Below are 25,088 nucleotides of genomic sequence, written 5' to 3'. Positions count from 1 at the left end.
TACAATTTTTATAAAATTAAAGCCCTTTAAGATATAATCCACCCCATGGAAAATTTAATAAAAAAACTAGACTTAAATGACTATATTACAAGCTTTTCTAAGCTTTTTGCAAGAGAGAAATCTATTATTCTTGAGGGTGATATAAATATTCACTATAAAATTATTAGTGAGTTATCAAACTACAATTTTAATCCTCCAAAAAATGTAATAACTCTAGATTCACAACTTATGCATATACAAAAACAGGGTGTTCTAAGAGTATATGAAATTTATGAATTTATAAAAATAATAAACTATTTTTTATATCTAAAGAGATTTAATTTTGAAGGAAAATTGCTTGAATGGATGGAAAAAATAGTAATTCCAAATGATATTATAAAAGTTTGTGACTATTTTGATGAATATTCAAAGTTGAAAAGTGGAATAAATGAAGATTATGACAATATAAAAGAGGCTATAAATAGGAATAAAGAAGAGATAAAACAAAACCTCTATAAACTTGTAAACTCTTCTAAATTAAAACCTTATTTAGTTGATATGCAAGTTCATTTTATAAACCAAGAAGAGTGTTTATTGGTTCGAGGTGGTTTTAATCATGCCTTAAATGCAAGTGTTATAGACCGTTCAAATGCAGGATTTTTCTATGTAGTTCCACATAGTATTAGTGAGTTAAAACAAAAAAGAAGTGATTTAGAAAATAAACAAGAGGAGATTTTATATAAGATTTGTAAAGACATTTCTCATATTTTTGAAAAAAATCTTCTATTTTTAAAGTTTATAAATAAAGAGTTTGATAAATTTGACCATTACCAAGCTAGAATATTTTTTGCTCAAATTGGTGATAAAAACTTTATTTTACCTTCAAAAGATAATATAAATAGGCTTGTAGATTTTTCTCATCCAGCCCTAGCAAATGCAAAACCAATAACAGTTGATTTTTCGAAAAAGGTTATTATGCTAACAGGTGTAAATGCTGGTGGAAAAACTATGATGTTAAAATCTATTTTGAGTGCTATTTTTTTATCAAAATATTTACTTCCTTATAAGGCACATAAATCTACAGTTGTAAGTAATTTTAAATCAATAAATGCTGTTTTAGATGACCCTCAAAGTGTTAAAAATGATATTTCAACTTTTGCAGGAAGAATGCTAGAGTTTTCTAAATTTTTTGAACTAAAAAATGCAATAGTTGGAGTTGATGAGATAGAACTTGGAACTGATTCAGATGAAGCTGCAAGTCTATTTAAAGTAATTATTGAAGATTTAATAAAAAATGATATAAAAATAATTATTACAACTCACCATAAAAGATTGGCAGCTTTAATGGCTGCAAATCCTGATGTAGAACTAATAGCAGCACTTTATGATGAAGAGAATCAAAGACCAACTTATGAGTTTTTACAAGGAACTATTGGAAAATCTTATGCTTTTGAGACTGCTTTAAGATACAAAATTCCAAAAGGAGTAGTTCAAAGAGCAAAAGAGGTTTATGGAGAAGATAAAGATAGATTAAATGAGTTAATCGAAAGAAGTAGTGAACTTGAAAGAGAGTATAAACAAAAAATTATAAAACTAAATAGTGAAATAGATACTTATCAAAGATTGTCAAATAATCTAAAAGAGCAAAAAGAAGAGCTTGATACTCATATTTTAAAAGAGAAATCAAAACTTCATAAAGAGTATAAAGATGCAAGAGATGAGGCAAAAAAAGCTATAAAAACAAAACTTATAGAAGATTCCCATAGACATTTAAATATTTCACATAAATTAGTTAGTCAAATTGAAGTTGAAAAAGTCGAAGATGATACTCTTGCTTTGGAGCTAAAAGTAGGAGATAGAGTAAAATATAGAAATACAAAAGGAAATATTTTATCAATTAAAGGTTCTAAAGCTTTTATACAAAATGATGATGGAATAAAAATGCAAGTGCTTTTAACTGATTTAAAAAGAAGTGGAAATCCTCCTCCAAAACCAAAGAAAAAGGTAAGTGTAAATATCTCAAAACCTCAAAGTGGTGATATAAAACTAGATTTACATGGGCAAAGAGTAGAAGAGGCTATGGAAAATCTTGATAAATTTTTAAGTGATGCTTTATTAGCTGGATTTGAAGAGGTCTTAGTTTATCATGGGATTGGAGCTGGAAAACTAGCTCTTGCAACTAAAGAGTTTTTGAAAAAGCATCCAAAAGTAAAAAGTTTTGAAGATGCTCATCCAAGTAGTGGTGGGTTTGGGGCAAAGGTTGTAAAACTTTAAAATAGTATGATTAAATAATTTAATCATACTATTAGCTATTTTCCTGATTTTCAACTACTTTTTTACTACATAAAATTTTTTTAATACGATTGTTATTAATCTCTAAAATTTTATAGATACAATCTTTATCTTCTATTGTCTCTCCAGCTACTGGTAACTGTCCTATAAGATTTAAAATCCTTCCACCAATTGTTATAGAAGTCTCATTTTCATCAAAGTTTATATCTAAAATCTCTTCAACTTTTTCAATATTTACCATACCATCTAGTTCATAACTATTATCATCAATTTTTAAAATAGACTCATTCTTTGGGTCATGTTCATCTGTTGTTTCCCCAATAATTTCTTCAATAATATCATCAAGAGTAATTAAACCAGAAGTTCCACCATACTCATCAACAACAAGAGCTAGATGTATTCTACTTTTATTCATTCTTGTTAAAATATTCGAAATAGAAGTATTTTCTGGAACCATAATAATTGGTCTAACAAATTTTGATATATCTATATCTTTTCCCTCTAAAGCATTATTTAATAAATCTCTAGTATGAATCATTCCTGTGATATTATCTTTCCCACCATGACAATATGGGTATCTTGTATGTCTTGTAGAAGTTAATCTTTGTATATTTTCTTCAAGACTTTTTTCAGAATTTATACAAACCATATCTTTTCTTGGAGTCATAATCTCTTTTGCAACAGTTTCCGAAAAATCAACTGCATTTTTGATAATTTCACTCTCAATTGAATCAATATGACCACCTTTAAAGCTCTCATTTACAATAATTCTAAGTTCTTCTTCAGAGTGAGCTAACTCATGTTCTGTTGCTGGTTTTACACCTAATACTCTAAGAACAGAAGCAGCAACAATATCAAAGAAACGAATTAATGGATAAAAAACTACCCAAAAAAGATATAAAGGTCTTGCAATATATAAAACCATAGATTCTGCTTTTGCAATAGCAATAGATTTAGGAACAATTTCACCAAAAACTACATGTAAAAATGTAACTATTGAAAAAGCAAATATAAAGCTAATAGAGTGTAATAAAACTGGATTATTTGCAAGAAAAGATACATTTGATTCTATAAGTTTTGCTAAAGCAGGCTCACCAATCCAACCTAAAGCAAGAGAAGAAAAAGTAATTCCTAATTGAGTAGCACTTAAGTAAGTATCAAGAGAATTAGACATTTTTAGAGCTAAAACAGCACTTTTTTTACCTTGTTTTACAAACTCTTCTAATTTAGTTTTTCTAACTTTTACAATTGCAAACTCAGAAAGAACGAAAAAACCATTCAAAAACACTAATAATAGTGCAACAATCAACATCAAAATGGATTGTATATCGGGATCCAAATATTTTCCTTTAAATTTAAATTTATTTTAGAGTGATAATATAAGAAATATTGACTTAATTTTTGCTTTTAATAATTTTATATTGATAAAAATGACTCTATAACACAATTTATTCTAGTTTTTATATCACTAAGATCTGTTTTCATATAATCTATTTGAATTTTATATAAAATTTCACCCTCAAATTTAAACTCAAAAACTAAGTAACCTGCATAAAGTAAAGCATCTTTATTCTTTTTACCTTTATCTTCTTTATCATTTTCATAAATATAATAAGAAATCATAAGTTTATTATCATATTTTTTATCACTATTTTTAAAGCTATTTAAAACTTCTATTAAAATTTTATCACTATCTTTTGAGCTAAAAACTCCTTCTAAATTACTTTTCATATTTTTAGAATACTCTATTTTTGACTCTATTTTATAATTTGAACTTAAAATAAACTCTTTTGTAAAATCTAAATCTTTTGTAAAAATCTTTTCAAAAGTTGTAACACTATTTTGACAAGCAACTCTTTTTGCTTTTGGGTCATAAGTTTTTTGCTTTATTGCTCCATAAACAATAAAGCCTATAAATAGAGCTATAAAAAGTAGATATATTTTTGTTTTCATTAGAAAATCCTAATAATATTTTAGCTATATTATCTAAAATATTATTAATATAAGTTATGTATAAATATAAGTTTAATTTATATTTATTTTATTACTTCAATATTTAAATTAATATTTGGAGATGATTTTTTAATATCTTTTTCTAAAATAATCTGTTTTGGATTTATACTTTTCTCTTTTAATAAATACTCTTTTATATTTTCAGCTCTTTGCTGTGCAACTTTTTCTTTCTCCTCTTTTTCATTAAAAGAAGGACCAAATTTTATAGCAATCTCCTCTTTTTTCCCTAAAATTAAGGCAATTTTATCTAAAGTCTCTTTTTGAATAGGAGTTATTTCACTCTCTTTTAAATCAAAGTTTACACTTTTTATCTCATCTTCACTAAAATTAAATAGACTTCCAATAAGTGAAAAAGGTGAAGTTATAGCTTTTGTTATTAAATTTACAAAGGCTTTCCAAATTATAGAACCAACAGAAAATTGAGGGTCATCAACATTTCCTGAAACAGGAAGATTGATATCAATAATATTTGAACTATCTTCTAATAAAGTAATAGCTAAATCTAAAGGTAACGATATAGCATCTGCACTTTCTACTTTTTCTCCCAATTCTAATTTTTTGATGATAATACTATTTTTTGCTTTTAAATTTGAATCACTAATATTGTAATTTAAATCAAGTTCAAGTTTTCCATCTTTTATTGCACGTCCAACAAATTTTGCTGTATAAGGTGTAAAACTTTTCATAGCAATATTTTGGAATTTCATATTAATATCTGTTAATATTTTTAAACTATTTGGATTTACAACACCTGTTATTTTTGCAACCCCATACTCATCAACAACACCTTTAATTTCAAGTTGAGATGTACTTTCTTCTTTATTTTTTATCTCTGAAACTTGACCATTTAATTTTGAAATTGTTGTTTTAAATGGAATTGGAAGATTTTTATCTTCAAAATCAAGTGTAAGATTTTTTATATCAACTGGTCCTAGATTTAATCTAAATTTATTTTCCTCTTTTTTAACAACTTGATTCTCTTCTATTTTATTTGTATGAATAGAGTCATTTTTTGGAAGAACTATTGATATATGAGGATTTAATAGATCTGTTTTTTCAATTCTAAAAAAGTTCTCTTTACTTATTAATTTTTTTAAAGCTAAATCAATATTTTTAGCATCAATTTTTAAATTTGATTGTGTATTTAAAATTTGTAATTCAGGCTCTAATAGTTTTATCGAACCTAAAATTATATTTCCTTTATTAAATTTAAAATTATTTAAATCCAAAGAAAAATTTTTAGCATCAATTTTTAAGTTATTTTGATTATCTAATAGATTTATTGTTGGTTTTGTTAATTTCAAACTTTCTAAAGAGATATTTGTATCTTTTGAAATTAATAGATTTTTTGAAGCTAGATTTATATCTTTTGTGTTTATTGATAATTTATTATTTAAATCTTCAAAATGAAGGTTTGGATTTTTTAGATTTATTGTCTTAAAAATAGTATTATTTTTACTATCAAATAAAAATCCAGTTGTATTTAACTCAATATTTTTTGTATCTATTTTTAACTTATTTATCTTATCATTAAAATTCATATCTTTTAGCTTTAAATTATTTAATTCATAAGAGATATTTTCTTTAATTTCAAGATTTTTTAAAGAACTTTCAACTTTTTTTGAGTTTATATCAAGATTTAAATTTCCCTCTTTAAAAGCTAAATTATCTTTAGCTAACTCAATATTTCCTATTTTTACTTCACTATTTATTACACTTAAATTATCCAGTTTTAGATTTGTATTTGTTGATTTTATATCTAAATTATTTTGTTTATCTAGATAAGTGATATTAGAAGTTTTAAGATTTGCATTATTTAAATATATACTTGAATCTACTATTTTTAAATCATCTGTATTTAAAATTATTGATTTTATATCAGTTTTACTATTTAAAGAGATATTATTAAAATTATAATTTGCATTTACATTTATATTTTTAAAATTAATTTTCCAAGGTTTTTCATCTTTAATATCACTTTTAATCTCTTCTTGAGTATTATTTGTATTTACTAAATTTGCAAAATTAACTCCAGATTTATCCATAATCATATTTATATTTAAACCATCTATATTTATATCATTTAAATCAATATTTTGCTCTTTTAAATCAAAATTAAATCTTTTTATATCAAGCTTTTTTAAATTTACAATTTTATTTTTATTTTGAATTAAATCAAGATTGTTTACTTCTAAAACTTCACTATTTAAATTTAATAAAAACTCATTTGAGTTATCAATATTATAATTTAAAGCAAGATTTATATTTGCATCTTCATTTATACTAAAATTAAAAAAACTTTTATCAAACTCTAAAAAATCTTTTACTCTTAAATCTTTAATTTCTACTTTCCCATAGGCTTTAAATGGGTTTATATTAAATGCTCCTTTTATAGTTACATCTGTATTTTTATTTATTTGAAAGTTTAAATTGTTCGAAGATAAGAAGTTTTTATAAGTTCCTAAATCATAAATTGTATAGTTTATATCTTTTAAATTTAGATTAAAAGGCTCTTTTTGTAGATAACTTGTAAAATTTAAATTTGTATTTTTTAAATCTAATTTTGCAATTAAAAATGCTAGTTCATTTGATGGTTTTTCTTCATTTTTTGGTTTCTCTTCTACACTAACATTTTGTTTTAAAAGTTGTGCTAAGTTTATATTTCCATTTTCTGTTTGAATTAAATTTACAAAAAGTTCATCAAGTAGAATATATTCTACTCTAAAATGGTTCTGTTCAAGAGATTTTAATATTCCAAGAGTAATTTGTAACTCTTTCAATTTTATAAGTTCTTCATTTTCTAATGAAATAAGTTTGAAATTATGGACTTTTAAATCAAAAGTTAGTGGATTAAACTCTATTTTCTCAATAGTTGATTTTGCATTTAAATTTTCATCAAGATTTTTTACAAGCTCTTTTTTTAAAATATATGGAACCAGTAAAAATCCAGCTAAAATATAAATAGAAATAAGTGATATAAAAGTATAAAAAAGTTTTTTAATAATCCCCATAATAAACCCCTTTTTTTAATAATATTAATTATATCATTAAAAAAATAAAAGCCTAAAAAATATTTAAAATTATTTAAAGTTTGGTTCAGCAATTGGAGGACTAAAGTAGTACCCTTGAGAGTAGTCAGCTCCTAACTCTTTTACAATATTGAAAATCTCTTCATTCTCTACATATTCGGCTATTGTCTTTAAGTTTAAACTTTTTGCAAACTCTATTATAGTTTTTGTAATTTTATATGAGTTCTCATCTTTTTCAATATTTTTAATTAAAGAAGCATCAATTTTTAAGTAATCTGCATTCATTTTTAAAATATGTTCAAAATTTGAGTATCCAGTTCCGAAATCATCTATTGCAACTTTACACCCTAAACTTTTTATCTCATCTATAAATGATATTAAATAGGTATAGTTTTTAATATTTTCATCTTCAAGAATTTCAAAAATAACTTTATTTTGTACATTATATTTTAAAAGCATCTCTTTAATAAAATCGAGGAAATCATCTTTTTCTATATCATCATAAGAGATATTTACTGAAAATTCATAAGGTAGATTTGAAAACTTTTTAAATGCCTTTTCTATTACAACTCTTGTTAATTTTGTATATTGATTTGACTTTTTTGATATCTCAAGAAAGAAAAAAGGTGAAATTACTTTTCCATCATCTTCAATCATTCTTACTAAACACTCATATTTATGAACTTCTTTTGTAATATTGTCAATTAGAGGTTGATAAAAGACTTCAATACTATCTTTTATAAAAGCATTTTTAAGTTTTCTTGTCCAAAGCATATTATTTTCATACTCTTGGAATTTATCTAACTCCTCATAGAAAATTTCATAATTTTTATTACTTTTTTTTGCCGTTTGAAGGGCTATATCAGCAGTTATTAATTTATTATTTTTATCTGAAAAAGATATTCCAGCTCTTATATTTACATCAATCTCATGATTTTCAAAATAGAAAACTGTATTATTAATATTTTTTATAATTTTCTCAACTAAGTTTATTAGATCCTCTTTTTTGTATTCTAAATTTAAAATACAGTAATTATCAGTTGGAAATTTATAAAATTTAATACCTTTCAAATCCTTTAGGTAATCATTTATTAAATTTGAAACAGAGATTAAAATTTGATCACCAGCTTTATGTCCATAAAAATCATTTATCTCTTTAAAAGAGTTTATATTTAATAAAACTATTGATTTTGGAATAAATTTTTCATTTTGTAAAGAGTCTATTAATTTTGTTCTATTTGAAAGTTTTGTTAAATTATCGGTAAAAAGAAGTTTGTTTAACTCTTTTTTATGCTCTAATTCATGACTAATATCATGTAAAATAATTGAAAATATATTATTATTTAACTCTAAAATTTGGATTTTAAAGTATCTATTATTTATATGAATTTTTATATCATTAGGCTCTTTAGAGCAAAGATTATCAAATTTTAAAGGATTTCCATCTAAACAAATAAAAATATCTTCAATATTTTGATACTTTTTTTGTAAATCTGAAATATCTCTACATAAAACTGTATCTAGGAAATATCTGTTTGCAAATATTATTTTCCTATCTTCTATTAAAAAGATAGGACAGTTTATACTACTTATAATCTCATTTGATAAATTATTTAGAAAATTGTTATCCACTAAGAACCTTTTACTACTTTAATATAAGTTATATCTAAAAATTGATTAAAAACTATTTGTTAAAAAGAATTAATTTATACTATAAGCTATTTTTTTAACTATTTCAAAAACTCTGTTTATTGAGTCTTTATAAACTATCTCTTTTTTTGAATGAGGAAATTTTATAGTTGGCCCAATAGAGGCTATTTTTAGATTTGGAAATTTCTCTTTAAAAATTGCACATTCAAGCCCAGCATGAATTGCTCTTAATGAAGCATTTTTATTTGTATTTTTATAAATATCTAAAATAGTATTAGTAAAACTATTTATATCAGGACTCCAAGCTGGATATTTTCCATAAGTAGTTACTTCAAAATTACTATTTTCTAAATCTTTTTTTGTTTTATCTTTTAAATTCTTTAAATTCTCATTACACATAGATCTAGCACTAAATTCAACTATAATTTTGTCTATTTTTGTATTTATTAAGGCTAAATTTATCGAGTCTTGAACTACATTTAACTCTTTATTTAGCTCTCTTACTCCATTTTCAAAATCATATAAAAAATCAATAAGCTTATTATCATAAACTGTTAAATGTTCACTTTTTGTATCAATCTTTTCTATTTTCATATTTGAAATTATTTCTTTTGGTACTAAGTTAGTAGCAATTATAGCTTTTACATTTGCAGGAATAGAGTTTATTCTCTCTCCACCATTTATATCTAAAATCTTTCCATTACACTCTTTTATTACTTGAATTAAAAGTTTTATAGCATTTGGAATATTTTTATCTATATCAACTCCACTATGTCCTCCAGCTAAATTTGAAATAGATATTTCGTAAAGTTCTAAATTCTCATTATTTGAAATGATTTTTTTATCTTTAAAAGAGGCTTTTATATCAACTCCACCAGCACAACCTATGCAAATTTCACCTTCTTCTTCACTATCAAGATTGAGCATAAATGAAGCATTTATAGGAAGGTTTAAGCCATTTGCACCAATAAGTCCTATCTCTTCATCACTTGTAAATAAAAACTCTCCATCAAAGTTTTCATACATTAAAGCTATCATATATGAACAGCCAATTCCATTATCTGCACCCAAAGTTGAATCAACTGCTTTTAAACTCTCATTATCTTCAATAATTTGTGGTACACAATTTTCACTTAAACAAACAATATCATAGTGAGATTGGAAAACTATTTTTGCTTTAGAATTCTCTTTTTTGCATAAAATATTAAAAACATCATCAATTAAACATATATATCCAAGCCTTTGACTTAAATCTTGCATATATTTTATAAATGCTTCATGATTTCCTGAACATCTTTGAAGTTTTGTAATCTCTTTAAATATCTCTAAAATTGTTGGCAATTTTTGTCCTTTTTAAATTTTTTATTCTAAATTAAAAAAGGGCTTGAAAATCAAGCCCTTTTTCCTAAAGTGTATCTTTTAAATCTCTATTTCTATAAGCTAAAATTATAGCAAGTAGGGCGGTTGCAACTGTTACATAAGCCCAAGTAGGAATAGGAACAGGATCTCCTGTTGCATAAGAGTGCATTCCTGATAAGTAGAAATTTACTCCTAGATATGTCATCATAATAGAACTAAACCCTAATAATGAAGCTGTTGCTAATACATAAGGAGTATTTAAAGCTTTTATAAATCTTAAGTGAAGAACTATTGCATAAACAACTATTGATACATAAGCCCAAGTCTCTTTTGGATCCCATCCCCAGTATCTTCCCCAAGACTCATTTGCCCAAACTCCTCCAAGAAAGTTTCCAATTGTAATAAATGCTAATCCAATTATTAAAGATATCTCATTAATTGCACTAACATGTTTTATAATATCATCTAAGTGAGCTCTATTTTTTCTAAAAATAAACATAACTAAAGTTAAGAAACCTAATATCGCACTAAGTCCAAAGAATCCATAAGAAGCTGTAAGTATCGAAACATGAATAGTTAGCCAATATGATTTTAAAACTGGAACTAGATTTGTAATTTGAGGATCCACATCTGTTAAGTGTGCTGTAAACATAAAAATTCCAGCAATAATTGTTGCAGCTCCTAAAGCTAATAAAGAGTTTCTAAAGAAGATAACTCCTGCAAAAACAGCAGACCAAGAGATATAAATTAGTGTTTCATAAATATCACTCCATGGTGCATGTCCAGATAAATACCATCTATATCCCATACCAAAAGTTTGAATTATAAAAAGTAGGGCTAAAATAGAAAATATTATTTTTGTTGTTTTCTCTGGTTTGAAGCTAGGTTTAAATATTACTACAAAAGCTAAAACAATCATAATAAAACCTAAAAGAACATAGGCTAGTGTAAGATTAAAGAAAATATCTAATTTATTGAAAATTATTTCAGCATTTACTTTATTCTTAGATGGTTTTATATCTGTTCCTACTTTATCTTGATATAAAGCTGTCATATCTATAAAATTATTTGCTGCTTCCCAGTTATGTTCTGCTAAAGCTGACATAAGTCCTTTTATAACACTTTGAATTGCTGCTTGATTTTGTCCTGTAAAATTTTGCATAGCATCAAGTGGAGAGTACCATTTAAAGTTATCATCCGCACTTTTTTGGTCATAAACTTTTGGAAAGATATTTAATAAAGAACCATTAAATACAGAGTAGATAATATTTAGTTTCTCATCAGTTTTTATAATATCTTTTTCGTAAGTTCCTCTTTCAATTGGTTTTGTTTGAAGAGCTTTTTCAGTTTCAGCTGCTAAAAGATACTCACCATTTTTATTAAATGCTTCAGAAAAAGATATATAATTCTCTTCTAAAGGAATATTTAAGAATTTTTTTAATTTTGGTGTCTGAATTTTTATAATTTTTACATCTTTCCAAACATCAGGATTTGATAACATTCCTAAAACTAATTGATTTGCATCCATTCCCAAAAATGTTGCTCTACCACTTAATTTTTGAATAATTTCTCTATTTAATGTTGCAAGAGGTTTCATTCTTCCACCATTACTTTGAACTATTAAATGCCCAAATTTATCAGCTGTAATTTTTGACTCATCTTTTAATTTATTTAAGTATTCAACAGTTTGCTCAACTTTATCAGTTTGTTCTACTTTTTGTTCATTAGCTTTTAAAGATGGACCAAAGCTAATACAGAGTGCTAAAATAAAAATTGCTAAATTTTTGTTACTTACAAATTTTATAAGCTTTCTAAATCTTGATTTTTTATCAAAAAAGTTTAATAATAATCCAAGAGTTAGTAAAAAGTATCCAAGATATGTTGGCCATTTACCAGGGTCATTATTTACTGATAATACAGTTCCACTCTCATCAGGGAAATATGAGCTTTGGAAAAATAAATAATTTCCTTCACTTAAAGTTCTATTCATAAAAATCCTATAATCATAAGTTTTATCATCTTTTATAACTGTAATTTCAGAAGCATATGATGAAGGACTCATACTTCCAGGGTATCTTTCTAATTGAAACTCATTTAATCTAATAGAAAAAGGAAGTTCCATATATTTTGAACCATATTCTAAAACAATAGTATATTTATCAAATTTAAGCTCTTTTGGAACTCCAATTTGTCCTCTTAATCCAGGAAGTCTTATATCCTCTTTTTGATCATTGTATTGAACTTCAAGAGTTAAAAGCCCCATACTTGCACTATCTTTTTTTGCAAACATAAAATCTTTATAGTATAAATTTAAAGTTTGATTATCGAAATTAAGAGTATATGAAAAGTGATTATAAATTGGAAATAAAGATGTAAACTCTTTTTGATACTCTTCATAGGCTATAACTTCATCACCATCTTTTACTGTAACTTGCAAATATGGCTCTAGTGATAGCATCTTATTTGTAGTTACACCTTGAGGAATTTGCATAATTCCCTCATAACCAATATATCTAGTAATTATCGCACCTATTAAAATCACAACAAATGAGAAGTGAAATAGAAATCTTGGTAGATTTTTCCACATTTTAAATTTATAGATTATACCTATAAGGTTGATTGTTGTTAAAACCATTACAACTTCATACCAAATATTATTATAAACCAAAACTCTAGCGCTTGATGTTCCAAAATCATTTTCTATAAATGTAGCAACACCTGCTCCTATAGCTAATAAAGCCAATAAGAATAGTGTAGTTTTAAAAGAAAACAAAAAATTATTAATTCTCAAAATAGTCCTTTTTATTTAATTAAGTTTTTTCGTCAGATTCTATTATTTAGAAATTAACCTATTGTTAATAGAGTGATATATTATCATAAGCTTGTTTAAGATTTAAACTCATATAATTCGCTTATGAATTTAGAAATATTACAAAAGAAAAAAGAAGAGTGCAGAACTTGGAAAAATGTTGAACCTTGGTTTTTACAACTAAAAGAGGCTTGTAAAATAGAAAAATCAAATTTAAAAATAGATTATGGAGATTGGTTTAGTGTTGGGAAAAAAGAAGATTTAAATGAAGCAGAGTATGAAATCATTGTAGAAACTGCTAAAAAACTAATACCTTGGAGAAAAGGACCATTTAAGATTTTTGATTTAGAAATTGATAGTGAATGGCAAAGTAACCTCAAATACAACCTTTTAAGACCATATTTTAATCTAAAAGATAAAGTTGTAGCTGATATTGGCTGTAATAATGGCTACTATATGTTTAGAATGCTAGAGGATAAACCAAGAAGATTAATTGGTTTTGACCCATCTCCTCTTACTCTTCATCAATTTGAGTTTATAAATCATTTTGTAAAATCTGATATTATTTATGAGATGTTAGGAGTAGAACATTTAGAGCTTTATAACCATAAATTTGATTTTATTTTTATGTTAGGAGTTTTATATCATAGAGCTGATCCAGTAGGAACTTTAAAATCTTTAAATAGAGGTTTAAATAGTAAAGGAGAGATTATAATTGATACTTTTATGATAGATGGAGATGATGAAATTTGTCTTACTCCAAATCAAAGATATTCAAAAATCCCAAATATCTATTTTATTCCTACAATTCCTGCTCTCAAAAATTGGCTAATTCGTGCGGGATTTGAAGATATTGAAGTATTGGCAACTGTTGTAACAACAAAAGATGAGCAAAGAGCTACAAAATGGTCTTTTGATGAGAGTTTAGAAGAGTTTTTAGACCCAAATGATAATTCAAAAACAGTTGAAGGATATCCAGCTCCCAAAAGAGTATATATAAAAGCTAAAAAAGTTCAATAATAGTAGAAATCTACTATTATTTCCAATCTAAAAGTCTTTTTTCTCCTTCTAAAGCTCTTATTTCAGTTACATCTTGAGACATTTCAATTACACCTTTATAGTTTCTTTTTTCATCTCTAATAGCAAAATATCTTATGTGTACAAATTTTCCTTTAAAATTTATCCAAAAATCAGCTACATCTTGTCGTCCTGCTTTAAACTCTTCAAGAATTTTCAAAACCTGATCAACACTTTTTGGAGGATGACAAAATTTTACCTCTCTTCCAATAATTCCTGCACTTCTAGGAAAAACTCTCTCATCACCACGGTTATAAAAAATAACTCTATCATTTTCATCTACATAAGTTATATCAACTGGTAAAAATTTAAAAATAAAATTAACTTGTTCAGGTGTTAAATAACCTTCATCATAGTGTGTTCTATCTTCTAAAGAGAATGGTAATTTTCTCTTTTTTTTATCCATACTAGGATGAATATACTCTTGCTCTTCCTCTTTTAATGCTGGATATCTTACTGGTGGAGTTATAAACATCCATCCAATTTCACTATCTCCTTCATACATCTCTTCCCAATCTTCAGGTTTTAAAAGTTGTAAGGCATTTGGAAAAAGTCTATTCTCTTCTACACTTATTAAATGAGTTAAACTATTGTAAACATTTATAGTTTTTTCTAAAATATTCTCAAAATCTCTATTTTCAACTACTACTCTTGTATCTTTTATTAAAGCTCTAATATCATCATGAAAAGACCACATTCCTTGAGATGGTCCAGTCCAACCATATTTTTCAAGATAAGGAAAAAGTTGATTCTCTTTTCTAGCAAAATGCTTTTCTACTTCACAAATTTGATTAAAAATATTATAAAATTTTTGAAAATCTTCTTTAGGATTTATACTAAAAGCCTCTTGGAAAAGTTGTTTTATTAAGATATTCTCTTCTAAATATACCCTTACTGGGTGACCTTTGGGAAATTGTTCTAAGTTATTTGATAGATTAGTAATCATAAAAATCCTTTTAAAATATAGGACAAAGTTTATCCTATATTAAAAAAATACAAAATGATATATATCAAGATATTAAAGGCTAAATCTCAATTTCTAAAGCAATAGGGCAGTGATCACTTCCAAAAATATTATCTAAAATGTAAGCATCTTTTACAAAATCTTTTAAATCTTCACTTATATAAAAATAATCTATTCTCCAGCCAACATTATTCTCTCTTGCATTTGCTCTATAACTCCACCAGCTATATTTATCTTTTATATCACCATTTATTAACCTAAAAGTATCTATAAACCCATGATTCAAGAATTTTGTTATCCAATCTCTTTCCATTTTTAAAAAACCACTAGTATTTTCATTTGCTTTAGGTCTTGCTATATCAATTTCAGTATGAGCTGTATTTACATCACCACAAACAATTATTGATTTATTCTCTTTTTTTAAATTTTCACAATGCTCTAAAAATCTATCATAAAACTCCATTTTATAATCTAGTCTCTCTTGAGAGCTTTGCCCATTTGGAAAATATACATTAAAAAAAGCTATATCTTTAGTTCCTAAGCTAAAATGAACTTCATTTATTCTTCCCTCATCTAAAATATCTACACTAGGGCAAGTACACTCAAAAGTTATATTAATATCTGTAAAAAGTGCTGTTCCACTTCTCCCTTTTATTTTCGATTCACTAGCTGTTGAAAAAGCAAACTCTTTATTAAATATTGATTTAGGGATTTGATTTTTTTGTGATTTTGTCTCTTGAACTCCAAGTAAATCAATATTTACATCATCTATCCATTTTAGAGCATCTTTTTTATCAACTGCTCTTATTCCATTTACATTCCAAGAAATAAATTTATATCTTTTTGTCATTATTTTTTATCTTCCTTTTTATTTTTTTGTTCATCTTTTATTAAGTTTTCTGGAGCTTTTGGAGGAGTTGGTTTTATTATTCCAATATCATTTAAACCTTTATTTGATAATGAATTACCTTTATTTATTAAATTTTCACCTTTTCCACCATGCATATCTATTTTTCCACTATTTTCACCTGTATAATTATAATTTGCGAACAAAAAATTTGTAAAAATAAGTGTTACAATTAGTAGTTTTTTCATAATTCTTCCTTTTTTTTAAAGTTAAATTATATTTAAACTTTAATAATAAAGCCTTTATTTGGTATTTTACACAATCTTTTTGAGGAAAAATATTTATGACAGAGTTAATTTTAGGGTTTATTACATTTTTTACTTCAGTTATCGCTGCGGTTGTTGGGATTGGAGGAGGAATGATGTTAATAGCTATTTTACCATCATTTTTACCAGTAAATGCACTTATTCCAGTTCATGGACTTACACAAGTTTCAAGTAATCTTAGTCGGGCTTTTTTTGGATATAAAGATATTCAATATGAAGTAATACCTAAATTTTTAATTGGCTCTGTTTTAGGAATAGCAATTTTTGCAGGGATTTTAACTTTTATATCTTTGGAATATGTACCACTTTTTATAGGAATTTATATTTTACTTTCACTTTGGAGTGAAAAATTTAATGAAAAAATAAAAAGGTATGAGAACTACTATTTAGCAGGATTTTTCCAAACAGGTTTATCTATGGTTGTTGGTGCCACAGGACCACTTACTATGACACTTTTATTTAAAGACTATAAAGATAAAGATAAAGTTGTATCAACTGGAGCTGCTTTAATGAGTATAACTCATTTACTAAAAGTTGTTGTATTTATCTACTTTGGATTTCTATTTTTTGATTATATTTGGATTATTAGTGCTATGATTTTTGGTGCCGTTTTAGGTAGTTTCGTAGGAACAAAAGCTAGAAATTTAGTTGATGGTAAGAAATTTGCAATTATTTTAAAAATTATGCTTACAATTTTAGCAATTAATTTAATATTAAAAATTATTTTTTAAAAATATATTTGTAAAAATATTATAAAAATTGGCATTGATACTAAAGTTTGAATAGTAATTATTGCTCCCATTAATTTAAAATCACCACCAAGTTGTCTTGCTAAAATAAAGGCACTTGTTGCTGTTGGCATTATTGAAAATAGAATTAAAATAGGAACAATTTTTTCATCTATATTTAAAATCTGACAAAAAAATAGAGTTAAAATAGGAAAAATAATAAACTTTGAAAAGCTTGCATTAAATATCTCTTTAAAATTACTTTTAAAATCATTTAAGACTAAACTAAATCCTATAGACAAAATACCAAAAGGAAGTGCTGCATTTGATAATATTTGTATACTCTTATTCAAAAAAATTGGAATAGAAATTTCAAATATATTTATAAAAATTCCTAAAAGAGAAGCTATTATTAAAGGATTTTTAAAAATAGATTTAAAAAAGTAATTAAAATCTATCTTTGATAAATCTTGATAAATTAAATAAAAAGTAATATTTAATATATTTAGGAAAATTATTGTAAAACTAAGTATTATTGAAGCAATTTCAAGACCAAAGCTACCATATAATGAGCTACATAAAGCCAGAAATATATAAGTATTAAATCTAGTAGCACCTTGCAAAATAGATGTAAAAGAGTTATTTTGTGTAGGAATAAACCTATTTAAAATTATTAAAAAAAATGATACAAAACAAATAGGTAAAATTAATGACAAAATAAGATTTATATCAAGAAGTTTCAAATTTGCATCTTTTAATGAAAGTACTAAAAGAGAAGGCATTAGTATAAAATAAGTTAGTTTATCAGCAAAAGGCCAAAAATTATTCGAAGGGAAGGATATTCTTTTGAAAAAATATCCTAATAAGATTAAAAAAAAGATAGGAATAATACTAGAATTTAGTAGTTCCATTACTCTATTATTTTTCTTGAAGCATTTTTTTAAGAATTATTTTACCACCTTCAACACCTGGTTGATCATAAGTATTTATTCTTAAAAACTTTCCAACTATTGAAGTTAATAATTCATAATAAAATAGTAATTTTCCTATTTCAAACTCACTTATCTCTTCAATTTCTATTAAATCTATTGGAATATCTTTTTTATACTCTTTAACTGAAGCAATTGTTGCATCTGCTTGAAGATTTATTAGCTCTTTAAAATTAAGACCATTTATATAATCTAATTCTTCTAATCCTTGTAAAGAGATAGGAGCTATTTTTGTATCATCTTTAAAATCTTTTATTTTTATAAATGTTACAGTTTTATCTCTTTTACCTTCAACGATTAGTTGTAAAAAAGAGTGCTGATCAACTGGTCCTAAAAGCCCAATTGGAGTTAAACCCTGATTTGTATGGTTTGCATCAATTTTTCCAAGACTCTCTCCCCAAAGTTGGATATACCATTTATTGAAACCTTCAAGTAGTTGAGAATATGAAAAAATAGCATTTATATTATAAACATCTTTATACTCATAATATGTTCTTGCTTTTTTTAGAAGTTGATTATATAACTCATTTTGTTCAAAAAACGAAGTTGATATCTTTCTAGCTCCTTTTAAAAGTTCATCAATATCAAAACCTGCTAAATATAGTGGAACTAAACCTACATTTGATAAAACAGAAAATCTTCCACCAACATTTTTAGGTATCTCAAAAGTAGAAATTCCATTTGTATAAGCAAAAGAGTTTAATTTACTATCATCTTCTGTGATTACTAAAAGATTTTGGCTATTCATCTTTACTAGAGAACTTAAATATTTAAAAATTGATACTGTTTCAATAGTAGTTCCTGATTTAGAGATAACTATAAATAAAGTATCTTCAAGATTTAACTGACTTATTGTTCCATTTAAATTTATTGGGTCTGTACTTTCAAAGAAAAAAAGCTCTTTTTTTAGAGTTTTATTTCTTTGTTTATTATATTTTAGAAAATTATAAATTGCAAAAGTACCCAAAGTACTTCCACCAATTCCAATAATTGCTATTTGTTTTTGTTTAAAATCAAGATTATCAAGTCTTGCTTTCATATTTGAAGTATCAGCATACGGCAAAGAGTAATATCCGATATCTTCTCTTTCTTTTTTTATTTCACTAAAAATATCTTCATCACTTAAAGATACAAAAGGGTAATAAAGGTTATTTTTCACTATTTTTTCCCACTAGCTTTTTTTTCTTCTTTTATTGATTTATCATAAAAGTAGTTCGTAGCTTTTACAAATCCATCAATACTTCCACAATCAAATCTTTGCCCTTCAAATTTATATGCTAAAACCATACCTTTTTTTGCTTGAGTTAAAAGTGCATCTGTAATTTGAATTTCTCCACCTTTTCCTGGTTTTGTATCTCTAATAATATTAAAAATATCTGGAGTTAAAATATATCTTCCTATAATTGCTAAGTTTGAAGGAGCAACTTCTGGTTCTGGTTTTTCAACCATATCTTTTACCATAAAAATTCCTGGTTCTATCTCATTTCCAGCAATAACTCCATATTTATTTGTATCCTCTTTAGGAATCTCTTCAATAGCAACTATTGAACAGTGATATTTTTTATATAAATCAACCATTTGAGATAAAACACCTTTTGAGTTTGAATCACATAAATCATCTGCTAAAAGTACAGCAAAAGGTTGATCACCAATTAAATTTTCACCACATAAAATAGCATGACCTAAACCTTTCATTTCAATTTGTCTAGTGTAAGAGAAAGTACATTTTGTAATAACACTTCTAATCTCAGTTAAATAGTGTTCTTTACTTGTACCTTTTATTTGGTGTTCAAGTTCATAAGATATATCAAAATGATCTTCAATTGCTCTTTTTCCACGCCCAGTTACAATAGCCATATTTTCAATACCAGCAGCTAATGCCTCTTCAACTCCATATTGAATTAGTGGTTTTGTAAGCACTGGTAACATCTCTTTTGGTGTTGCTTTTGTTGCAGGTAAGAATCTTGTACCATATCCAGCTGCTGGGAATAAACATTTTTTTATTGGATTATTCATATTATTTTCCTTTTAAAGTATTAAATAAATTTATTAGTGCATCTTCATAGATTTTTGCATTATCTTTTGTATTAGCTTCAAATCTTGTTACTAATTTTGGAGTCGTATTACTAGCTCGAACTAATCCCCAACCTTTTTCAAAAATAACTCTTACACCATCAACAGTGATAATATCTTTTATTTTTGGAAAATCTGAAGGAGGATTTTGTAAAGCCCCTTTTAAATCTTCAATAATTTTAAACTTTGTCTCTTCAGTTACAGTTATATTTATCTCAGGAGTCGAATAAACTTCTGGTAAAGCTTCATACTCTTTATCAAAATCAAAACCTTGATCAATTAACTCTAATGCTCTAAATGTCGCATAAATAGCATCATCATAACCAAAATATCTATCATTAAAGAACAGATGTCCAGAAACTTCAGCAGCAAAAGATGCATTTGTCTCTTTTATTTTTACTTTTAGATTAGAATGACCAGTTTTATACATAATAGCTTTACCATAAGAGTTTATAGTATCATACATAACTTGTGAACATTTAACTTCACCAATAACTGTTGGATTTTTTATATGCTTAGAGAAAAATATTGCTAAAATATCACCTTTAAAGTTATACTTTTGAGAAAGTAAAGCAATTCTGTCTGCATCTCCATCATAAGCAAACCCAAAATCAAACTCTTTAGTTGCTAACTCTTTTTTAATATCTTCTAAAGTGTGTTCATCACTTGGATCTGGATGGTGATTTGGGAAATTTCCATCTGGTTGTTCAAATAAAATTTTATGTTGAATGTTTAATTTTGTTAAAATTTCACTTAAAACAACTCCAGCTACACCATTTCCACAATCAAAAACAAACTTTTTATTTGTTAATTTTAAGTGTGAAAAATGGTTTACAATATAATCTATATATCTATTTTTACAATCTATCTTAATAGTTGTTTCATTATCTACTATAGTTGAATTATCAGCTAAAATTTCTCTTCCTAAAGCATAAATATCTTCACCAAAAAAAGGGTATTTATTTAAAGTAATTTTAAATCCATTATATTCTGGTGGATTGTGTGAACCTGTAATCATTACTGAACCATCACATTTTAAACCATCAAACTCTGTAAAGTTTGCAAAATAATTCGCTGGTGTTGGAACAAGTCCCATATCAAGAACTTTTAATCCAGCTTTATTTATTCCTGAACTTAACCAGTTCTTTAAAGTAGGGGAATGAAGTCTTGCATCATAACCAACTGCCATATAAATAGCATTTGGAACTCTTTTTAATAAAGCTTTTGCCAAATAAAAACCAATTTTTTTTACAATATTTTCATTTAACTCTTTTTGAAAAATTCCTCTAATATCGTACTCTCTGAATATAGATGCACTCATTTACATATATCTCCTACTGTATAATTAAAAAATTGTGAAATTTTATCTAAAAATTGTTGAATAATTGTAATAATGGGGATTTTATTTATAATCTTGATTTATAGCTTCAAAAACTTTAATAGCTTGAAAGTGTTCTTTTACATCATGACATCTAATAATACTTGCACCATTTCTTAAAGACTCTAAATGAATAGCCAAAGTTCCACTAAGTCTATCTTCAATAGCAGTTGGAGTTATCATATTTATCATAGATTTTCTACTAGCACCTATTAAAAGTTCATATCCAAAGTGTTTAAAATGTTCAAGATTTTTTATAAGTGTTAAATTATGCTCTAAATTTTTTCCAAAACCAATTCCAACATCTAAAATTAGATCTTCTATTCCAAAACTTTTAGCTTTTTCAACTCTTTTATTAAAAAAAGTATCAATTTCGAGCATAATATTTTCATATTTTGGCTCATTTTGCATAGTTTGTGGATCATTCTGCATATGCATAATTATAGCTTTTGCACTATATTTTTTAGCAAGTTTACAAACTTCATCATTTTCTAAACCTGTAATATCATTTACTATTTTAAATCCGCTATTTAAAGCATACTCAATAGTTTTTGGTGAATATGAATCAATAGAAAATTCTACTTTCTCAAAATATTTTCCCTTATAAATTAAATCAATAATATCTTTAACTCTTTTTAACTCTTCATCTTCTCCTACATAAATACTTCCAGGGCGACTTGAAACACCACCAATATCTATAATATTAGCCCCATCTTCTATCATCTTTTCAATTCTAATTAGAGCACTAGAGTTATCAAATCTACTATTTTTGAAAAAAGAGTCTTCATTTGCATTTAGAACACCCATTATTTTTGTAGGATAGTTTTGCTCTTTTATAAAATCTTTTAAATTTTTTGCTAACTCTTTTAGTCCAAAAGGTTGGGCTAACTCTTTTTTACTTAGAATCTCAATATGTTTTGTTGTTCCTATTAGTAATACATCTACATATTTATCTCTTGCAACTACAACACCTTCAGGAACAGCTAAATCAGCACCAATAGAAAGAGCATCTTGTTTTAGAATATTTGCAGCTCCAACATGAAGATTTTTTATAAATAGAGTATGAATTTTTGTCTTTTTAGACATTATTTTAACTCCACTTTTATCACAATTTAGTTTTGTTAAAAAATTATTAGCATCATTTAATGAAATTTTATAAATTTGCATAATTAAATCTTTTTATTAAATAAAGTTAAAAGAAGAAGGGTTAAAATATTTATAGGTTTTGAATTTAAATCAAGAAGTTTTACAGATTTTGAGAAAACTTCAAGTTCTTTCTCTTTTAACTCAATTTTTTCATTCTTTACTTTTATTAAAATCTCTTCAAGAACTATTTTTGTTTCATCTTTTGAAATTTTTTGATTATCTTTTAAAAAATTATAAATATCTTTTAAATCCAATCTTTTAATATCTAAAGATGATTCATTCTTTAATTCAAAACTTCTTAGATTTTTATATGGTAATCTTGAATAAATTGTTGGAAGCAGGGTGTTTTTTAAGTTTGTTAATATAATAAAAACAATATTTAATGGTGGCTCTTCTAAAATTTTAAGTAAAGCATTTTGTGCTTCAACTCTAAAAGTTGCTCCACACAAAAAAAGATATTTTATTTCACTTGTTGCAATATAAGCCTCTTTTATAGCCATTTGAGCTTGGGCTATTTGAAACTCATCTTTTTCCTCATTTTTAATAACTCTTATTGAGTGTTTTGGATAAAGAGTTATTTGTTTATTTAAACTCTCCTCTATATCATCTACAAGTAAAATATGAGATTTAAAAAAGAACTCTTGCAAGATTAATTTTCCACATTTATTTGTGCAAAAAGTGCAGCACTTAAAGTTTTATTATATAATCTAAACATTTGTAAAAGCTTCATATCTAAAGCTTCATCATTTGATTTTAGATTAAAAGCATCTTGTTTCTCTTCATCAAAAAGCCAAAGAAATGAATTTTTTGACATTTTAGCAATATTTGCTCTATTATCTTGGCTTTTACCTATATACCAAAAACTATATCCATTTGGAAAAGAGATATTTAACATATCTCTTATATTTGAGATATCATCATCAGATTTTACACCATCAATATATCTATAAAAAGATCTAAAATCATAAAATGGTAAAAAAGGTCTATTTAGTTTTGAAGAGTTTATATTTGACAAAATATAACTTAAAAACCACTCTCTCTCTTTATCAGTTATTACAATAATAGAGAAGTTTTTATCCAAAATATTTGTTATATTTCTAGCAACTATTGGAGTCCACTCAAATTTTTTCTCTTCCAACCAAGGAGATATAAGTCTATCTTCCCTGATTGTATCAACTGTCCAATTTAAAAATTCTTGCAAATTATTTATCCAGTTCGTATGCGTCGTGTAAAGCTCGTACAGCTAATTCAGCATATTTTTCTTCAATAATCATAGATATTTTAATCTCACTTGTAGAGATAATTCTTATATTTATATTTTCATTTGCTAAAGCAGTAAATGCTTTTGAAGCGACTCCTGTATGAGATTTCATACCAACACCAACTATTGAAACTTTACAAATTGCTTCATTATAGTCAATATTTTTTGCTTGTAGGCTAAACTGTTCCATAACTTTTTTACAAATTTCTAAATCAGTTGTTGGAACTGTAAAATCTAAATCAGTTGTTCCATCAAGTCCTCTTGTTTGAACTATCATATCTACATTTATATTTGCATCAGCAAGTGCTGTAAATATTGCACTAGCAACACCTGGTTTATCTATAACTCCATACATTCCAACTCTAACTTGATTTTTATCTAAAGCTATTCCACTTACTATTGGTTTTTCCATAATTTCCTCTTCATTTGTGATTAATGTTCCCTCTACATCAGGTGTAAAGCTACTTCTTGATACTAAATTTACATTCAATTTTTTTGCCATTTCAACAGATCTATTTTGTAAAACTTTTGCTCCTAAACTTGCAAGTTCTAGCATCTCATCATAAGAGATTTTTTCTAGTTTTTTTGCTTTTGGCTCAATTCGTGGATCTGTTGTATAAATACCATCAACATCTGTATAAATCTCACAAACATCAGCTTTTATAGCTCCTGCAATAGCAACAGCAGATAAATCACTTCCACCTCGACCCAAAGTTGTAATTCTTGAACCATCAAGAGTTACTCCTTGAAATCCTGCAACTATAATAGTATTTCCCTCTTTTAAAGCTTTTTGCATATTTGAAGTATCAATTTTTTCTATTCTTGCTTTTGTGTGAGAGTTATCTGTTAAAATTCCAGCTTCTCTTCCACTCATAGAGATAGTTTTATACCCCATACTATTTAATGCAATTGATAAAAGTGCAGAAGTTACTCTTTCCCCAGCACTTAAAAGCATATCCATCTCTTTGGGTTCAGGAGTTTTTGTATAATATTCAGCATACTCTATCAACTTATTTGTTTCACCACTCATTGCTGAAACAATAGCAATTACATCATGTCCTTCATCTTTCATTTTTTTGATGATATTTGCAACATTAGCAATTCTATCCAATGCTCCAACACTTGTTCCACCAAATTTAAGTACTTTTAACATCTAATTTTCTTTCCT

General features: G+C 25.8%; 20 protein-coding genes. 3 read left to right on the top strand and 17 right to left on the bottom strand.

The annotated features are described in order from the left end of the window. Nucleotides 1-45: 45 nt before the first annotated feature. A complete protein-coding gene (locus AFAEC_RS05795) occupies nt 46-2,253 on the top strand; it encodes an endonuclease MutS2 (RefSeq protein WP_026805618.1) in 2,208 nt (735 codons plus the stop codon). A gap of 31 nt (nt 2,254-2,284) precedes the next feature. Here AFAEC_RS05795 and AFAEC_RS05790 read toward each other — a convergent pair whose 3' ends face one another. From AFAEC_RS05790 to ccsA, 6 genes are all read right to left on the bottom strand, one after another. Next, nucleotides 2,285-3,610 (bottom strand): CNNM domain-containing protein, encoded by a 1,326-nt coding sequence (locus AFAEC_RS05790; protein WP_026805617.1) that lies wholly within the window; start codon nt 3,608-3,610, stop codon nt 2,285-2,287. Nucleotides 3,611-3,687: 77 nt separating this feature from the next. Then, nucleotides 3,688-4,224: a hypothetical protein gene (locus AFAEC_RS05785; protein WP_026805616.1), complete on the bottom strand. Its 537-nt coding sequence runs from the start codon at nt 4,222-4,224 to the stop codon at nt 3,688-3,690. 83 nt (nt 4,225-4,307) lie between these two features. Then, entirely contained in the window at nt 4,308-7,295 is a 2,988-nt protein-coding gene (locus tag AFAEC_RS05780; RefSeq protein WP_026805615.1) for a DUF748 domain-containing protein, read from the bottom strand. Between the two features lie 69 nt (nt 7,296-7,364). Beyond that, nucleotides 7,365-8,945, bottom strand: a complete 1,581-nt coding sequence (locus AFAEC_RS05775) for an EAL domain-containing protein (protein ID WP_051487519.1) — start codon at nt 8,943-8,945, stop codon at nt 7,365-7,367. Nucleotides 8,946-9,014: 69 nt separating this feature from the next. Then, on the bottom strand, nt 9,015-10,304 hold the full coding sequence (locus AFAEC_RS05770; RefSeq protein WP_026805614.1) for a zinc-binding metallopeptidase family protein: 1,290 nt from the start codon (nt 10,302-10,304) through the stop codon (nt 9,015-9,017). Between the two features lie 64 nt (nt 10,305-10,368). Further along, on the bottom strand, nt 10,369-13,113 hold the full coding sequence (ccsA, locus tag AFAEC_RS05765) for a cytochrome c biogenesis protein CcsA (protein ID WP_026805613.1): 2,745 nt from the start codon (nt 13,111-13,113) through the stop codon (nt 10,369-10,371). Nucleotides 13,114-13,236: 123 nt separating this feature from the next. Between ccsA and cmoB the strand changes: the two genes are divergently transcribed. Then, the gene (cmoB, locus tag AFAEC_RS05760; protein WP_026805612.1) at nt 13,237-14,151 is read left to right on the top strand and encodes a tRNA 5-methoxyuridine(34)/uridine 5-oxyacetic acid(34) synthase CmoB; all 915 of its coding nucleotides are present in this window, start codon (nt 13,237-13,239) and stop codon (nt 14,149-14,151) included. 16 nt (nt 14,152-14,167) lie between these two features. Here cmoB and AFAEC_RS05755 read toward each other — a convergent pair whose 3' ends face one another. The 3 genes from AFAEC_RS05755 to AFAEC_RS05745 all read right to left on the bottom strand — a co-directional run bounded on the left by AFAEC_RS05755 (nt 14,168) and on the right by AFAEC_RS05745 (nt 16,267). Further along, a complete protein-coding gene (locus AFAEC_RS05755; RefSeq protein ID WP_034216345.1) occupies nt 14,168-15,154 on the bottom strand; it encodes a DUF438 domain-containing protein in 987 nt (328 codons plus the stop codon). Nucleotides 15,155-15,233: 79 nt separating this feature from the next. Further along, the gene (locus AFAEC_RS05750) at nt 15,234-16,022 is read right to left on the bottom strand and encodes an exodeoxyribonuclease III (protein ID WP_026805610.1); all 789 of its coding nucleotides are present in this window, start codon (nt 16,020-16,022) and stop codon (nt 15,234-15,236) included. Next, entirely contained in the window at nt 16,022-16,267 is a 246-nt protein-coding gene (locus AFAEC_RS05745; RefSeq protein WP_026805609.1) for a hypothetical protein, read from the bottom strand. The genes AFAEC_RS05750 and AFAEC_RS05745 overlap by 1 nt, the downstream gene beginning before the upstream one ends. A 95-nt stretch (nt 16,268-16,362) precedes the next feature. Here AFAEC_RS05745 and AFAEC_RS05740 point away from each other — a divergent pair, with 95 nt between their 5' ends. Continuing rightward, complete coding sequence (locus AFAEC_RS05740) at nt 16,363-17,076, top strand: sulfite exporter TauE/SafE family protein (protein WP_026805608.1); 714 nt, start codon at nt 16,363-16,365, stop codon at nt 17,074-17,076. On the opposite strand, the gene AFAEC_RS05735 is transcribed toward AFAEC_RS05740, so the two are convergent. The 8 genes from AFAEC_RS05735 to AFAEC_RS05700 all read right to left on the bottom strand — a co-directional run bounded on the left by AFAEC_RS05735 (nt 17,073) and on the right by AFAEC_RS05700 (nt 25,073). After that, nucleotides 17,073-17,816 (bottom strand): AEC family transporter, encoded by a 744-nt coding sequence (locus AFAEC_RS05735; protein WP_225442406.1) that lies wholly within the window; start codon nt 17,814-17,816, stop codon nt 17,073-17,075. The two genes, AFAEC_RS05740 and AFAEC_RS05735, sit on opposite strands and share 4 nt — an antisense overlap. A 175-nt stretch (nt 17,817-17,991) precedes the next feature. Next, nucleotides 17,992-19,221 carry a glucose-6-phosphate isomerase gene (locus tag AFAEC_RS05730; RefSeq protein WP_026805606.1) on the bottom strand — a complete coding sequence of 410 codons (1,230 nt, stop codon included), beginning with the start codon at nt 19,219-19,221 and terminating at the stop codon, nt 17,992-17,994. Then, the gene (gene galU / locus AFAEC_RS05725) at nt 19,221-20,078 is read right to left on the bottom strand and encodes a UTP--glucose-1-phosphate uridylyltransferase GalU (protein ID WP_026805605.1); all 858 of its coding nucleotides are present in this window, start codon (nt 20,076-20,078) and stop codon (nt 19,221-19,223) included. Before galU ends, AFAEC_RS05730 begins: the two co-directional genes overlap by 1 nt. 1 nt (nt 20,079) lies before the next feature. Further along, nucleotides 20,080-21,456, bottom strand: a complete 1,377-nt coding sequence (locus AFAEC_RS05720; RefSeq protein WP_026805604.1) for a phosphomannomutase/phosphoglucomutase — start codon at nt 21,454-21,456, stop codon at nt 20,080-20,082. Between the two features lie 81 nt (nt 21,457-21,537). After that, entirely contained in the window at nt 21,538-22,680 is a 1,143-nt protein-coding gene (folP, locus tag AFAEC_RS05715; protein WP_026805603.1) for a dihydropteroate synthase, read from the bottom strand. Nucleotides 22,681-22,682: 2 nt separating this feature from the next. Beyond that, nucleotides 22,683-23,306, bottom strand: coding sequence for a DNA polymerase III subunit delta' (locus AFAEC_RS05710; protein ID WP_026805602.1), 624 nt, complete (start codon nt 23,304-23,306; stop codon nt 22,683-22,685). A 2-nt stretch (nt 23,307-23,308) separates the two neighbouring features. Beyond that, nucleotides 23,309-23,860, bottom strand: a complete 552-nt coding sequence (locus AFAEC_RS05705) for a HobA family DNA replication regulator (RefSeq protein ID WP_026805601.1) — start codon at nt 23,858-23,860, stop codon at nt 23,309-23,311. A gap of 1 nt (nt 23,861) precedes the next feature. Beyond that, nucleotides 23,862-25,073, bottom strand: a complete 1,212-nt coding sequence (locus tag AFAEC_RS05700) for an aspartate kinase (protein ID WP_026805600.1) — start codon at nt 25,071-25,073, stop codon at nt 23,862-23,864. Between the last annotated feature and the right edge of the window lie 15 nt (nt 25,074-25,088).

The organism is Aliarcobacter faecis (assembly GCF_013201705.1).
Classification (GTDB): Bacteria; Campylobacterota; Campylobacteria; order Campylobacterales; family Arcobacteraceae; genus Aliarcobacter; species Aliarcobacter faecis.
Note: the sequence above shows the minus strand (reverse complement) of the source record. Positions and strands in the feature narration are given on the sequence as shown.

What these genes read in the sequence shown, in the direction of transcription:
- AFAEC_RS05795 (WP_026805618.1), top strand. Translation starts at nt 46, where the DNA reads ATGGAAAATTTAATAAAAAAACTAGACTTAAATGACTATATTACAAGC.
- AFAEC_RS05785 (WP_026805616.1), bottom strand. Translation starts at nt 4,224, where the DNA reads ATGAAAACAAAAATATATCTACTTTTTATAGCTCTATTTATAGGCTTT.
- AFAEC_RS05780 (WP_026805615.1), bottom strand. Translation starts at nt 7,295, where the DNA reads ATGGGGATTATTAAAAAACTTTTTTATACTTTTATATCACTTATTTCT.
- cmoB (WP_026805612.1), top strand. Translation starts at nt 13,237, where the DNA reads ATGAATTTAGAAATATTACAAAAGAAAAAAGAAGAGTGCAGAACTTGG.
- AFAEC_RS05755 (WP_034216345.1), bottom strand. Translation starts at nt 15,154, where the DNA reads ATGATTACTAATCTATCAAATAACTTAGAACAATTTCCCAAAGGTCAC.
- AFAEC_RS05750 (WP_026805610.1), bottom strand. Translation starts at nt 16,022, where the DNA reads ATGACAAAAAGATATAAATTTATTTCTTGGAATGTAAATGGAATAAGA.
- AFAEC_RS05745 (WP_026805609.1), bottom strand. Translation starts at nt 16,267, where the DNA reads ATGAAAAAACTACTAATTGTAACACTTATTTTTACAAATTTTTTGTTC.
- AFAEC_RS05740 (WP_026805608.1), top strand. Translation starts at nt 16,363, where the DNA reads ATGACAGAGTTAATTTTAGGGTTTATTACATTTTTTACTTCAGTTATC.
- galU (WP_026805605.1), bottom strand. Translation starts at nt 20,078, where the DNA reads ATGAATAATCCAATAAAAAAATGTTTATTCCCAGCAGCTGGATATGGT.
- AFAEC_RS05720 (WP_026805604.1), bottom strand. Translation starts at nt 21,456, where the DNA reads ATGAGTGCATCTATATTCAGAGAGTACGATATTAGAGGAATTTTTCAA.
- folP (WP_026805603.1), bottom strand. Translation starts at nt 22,680, where the DNA reads ATGCAAATTTATAAAATTTCATTAAATGATGCTAATAATTTTTTAACA.
- AFAEC_RS05700 (WP_026805600.1), bottom strand. Translation starts at nt 25,073, where the DNA reads ATGTTAAAAGTACTTAAATTTGGTGGAACAAGTGTTGGAGCATTGGAT.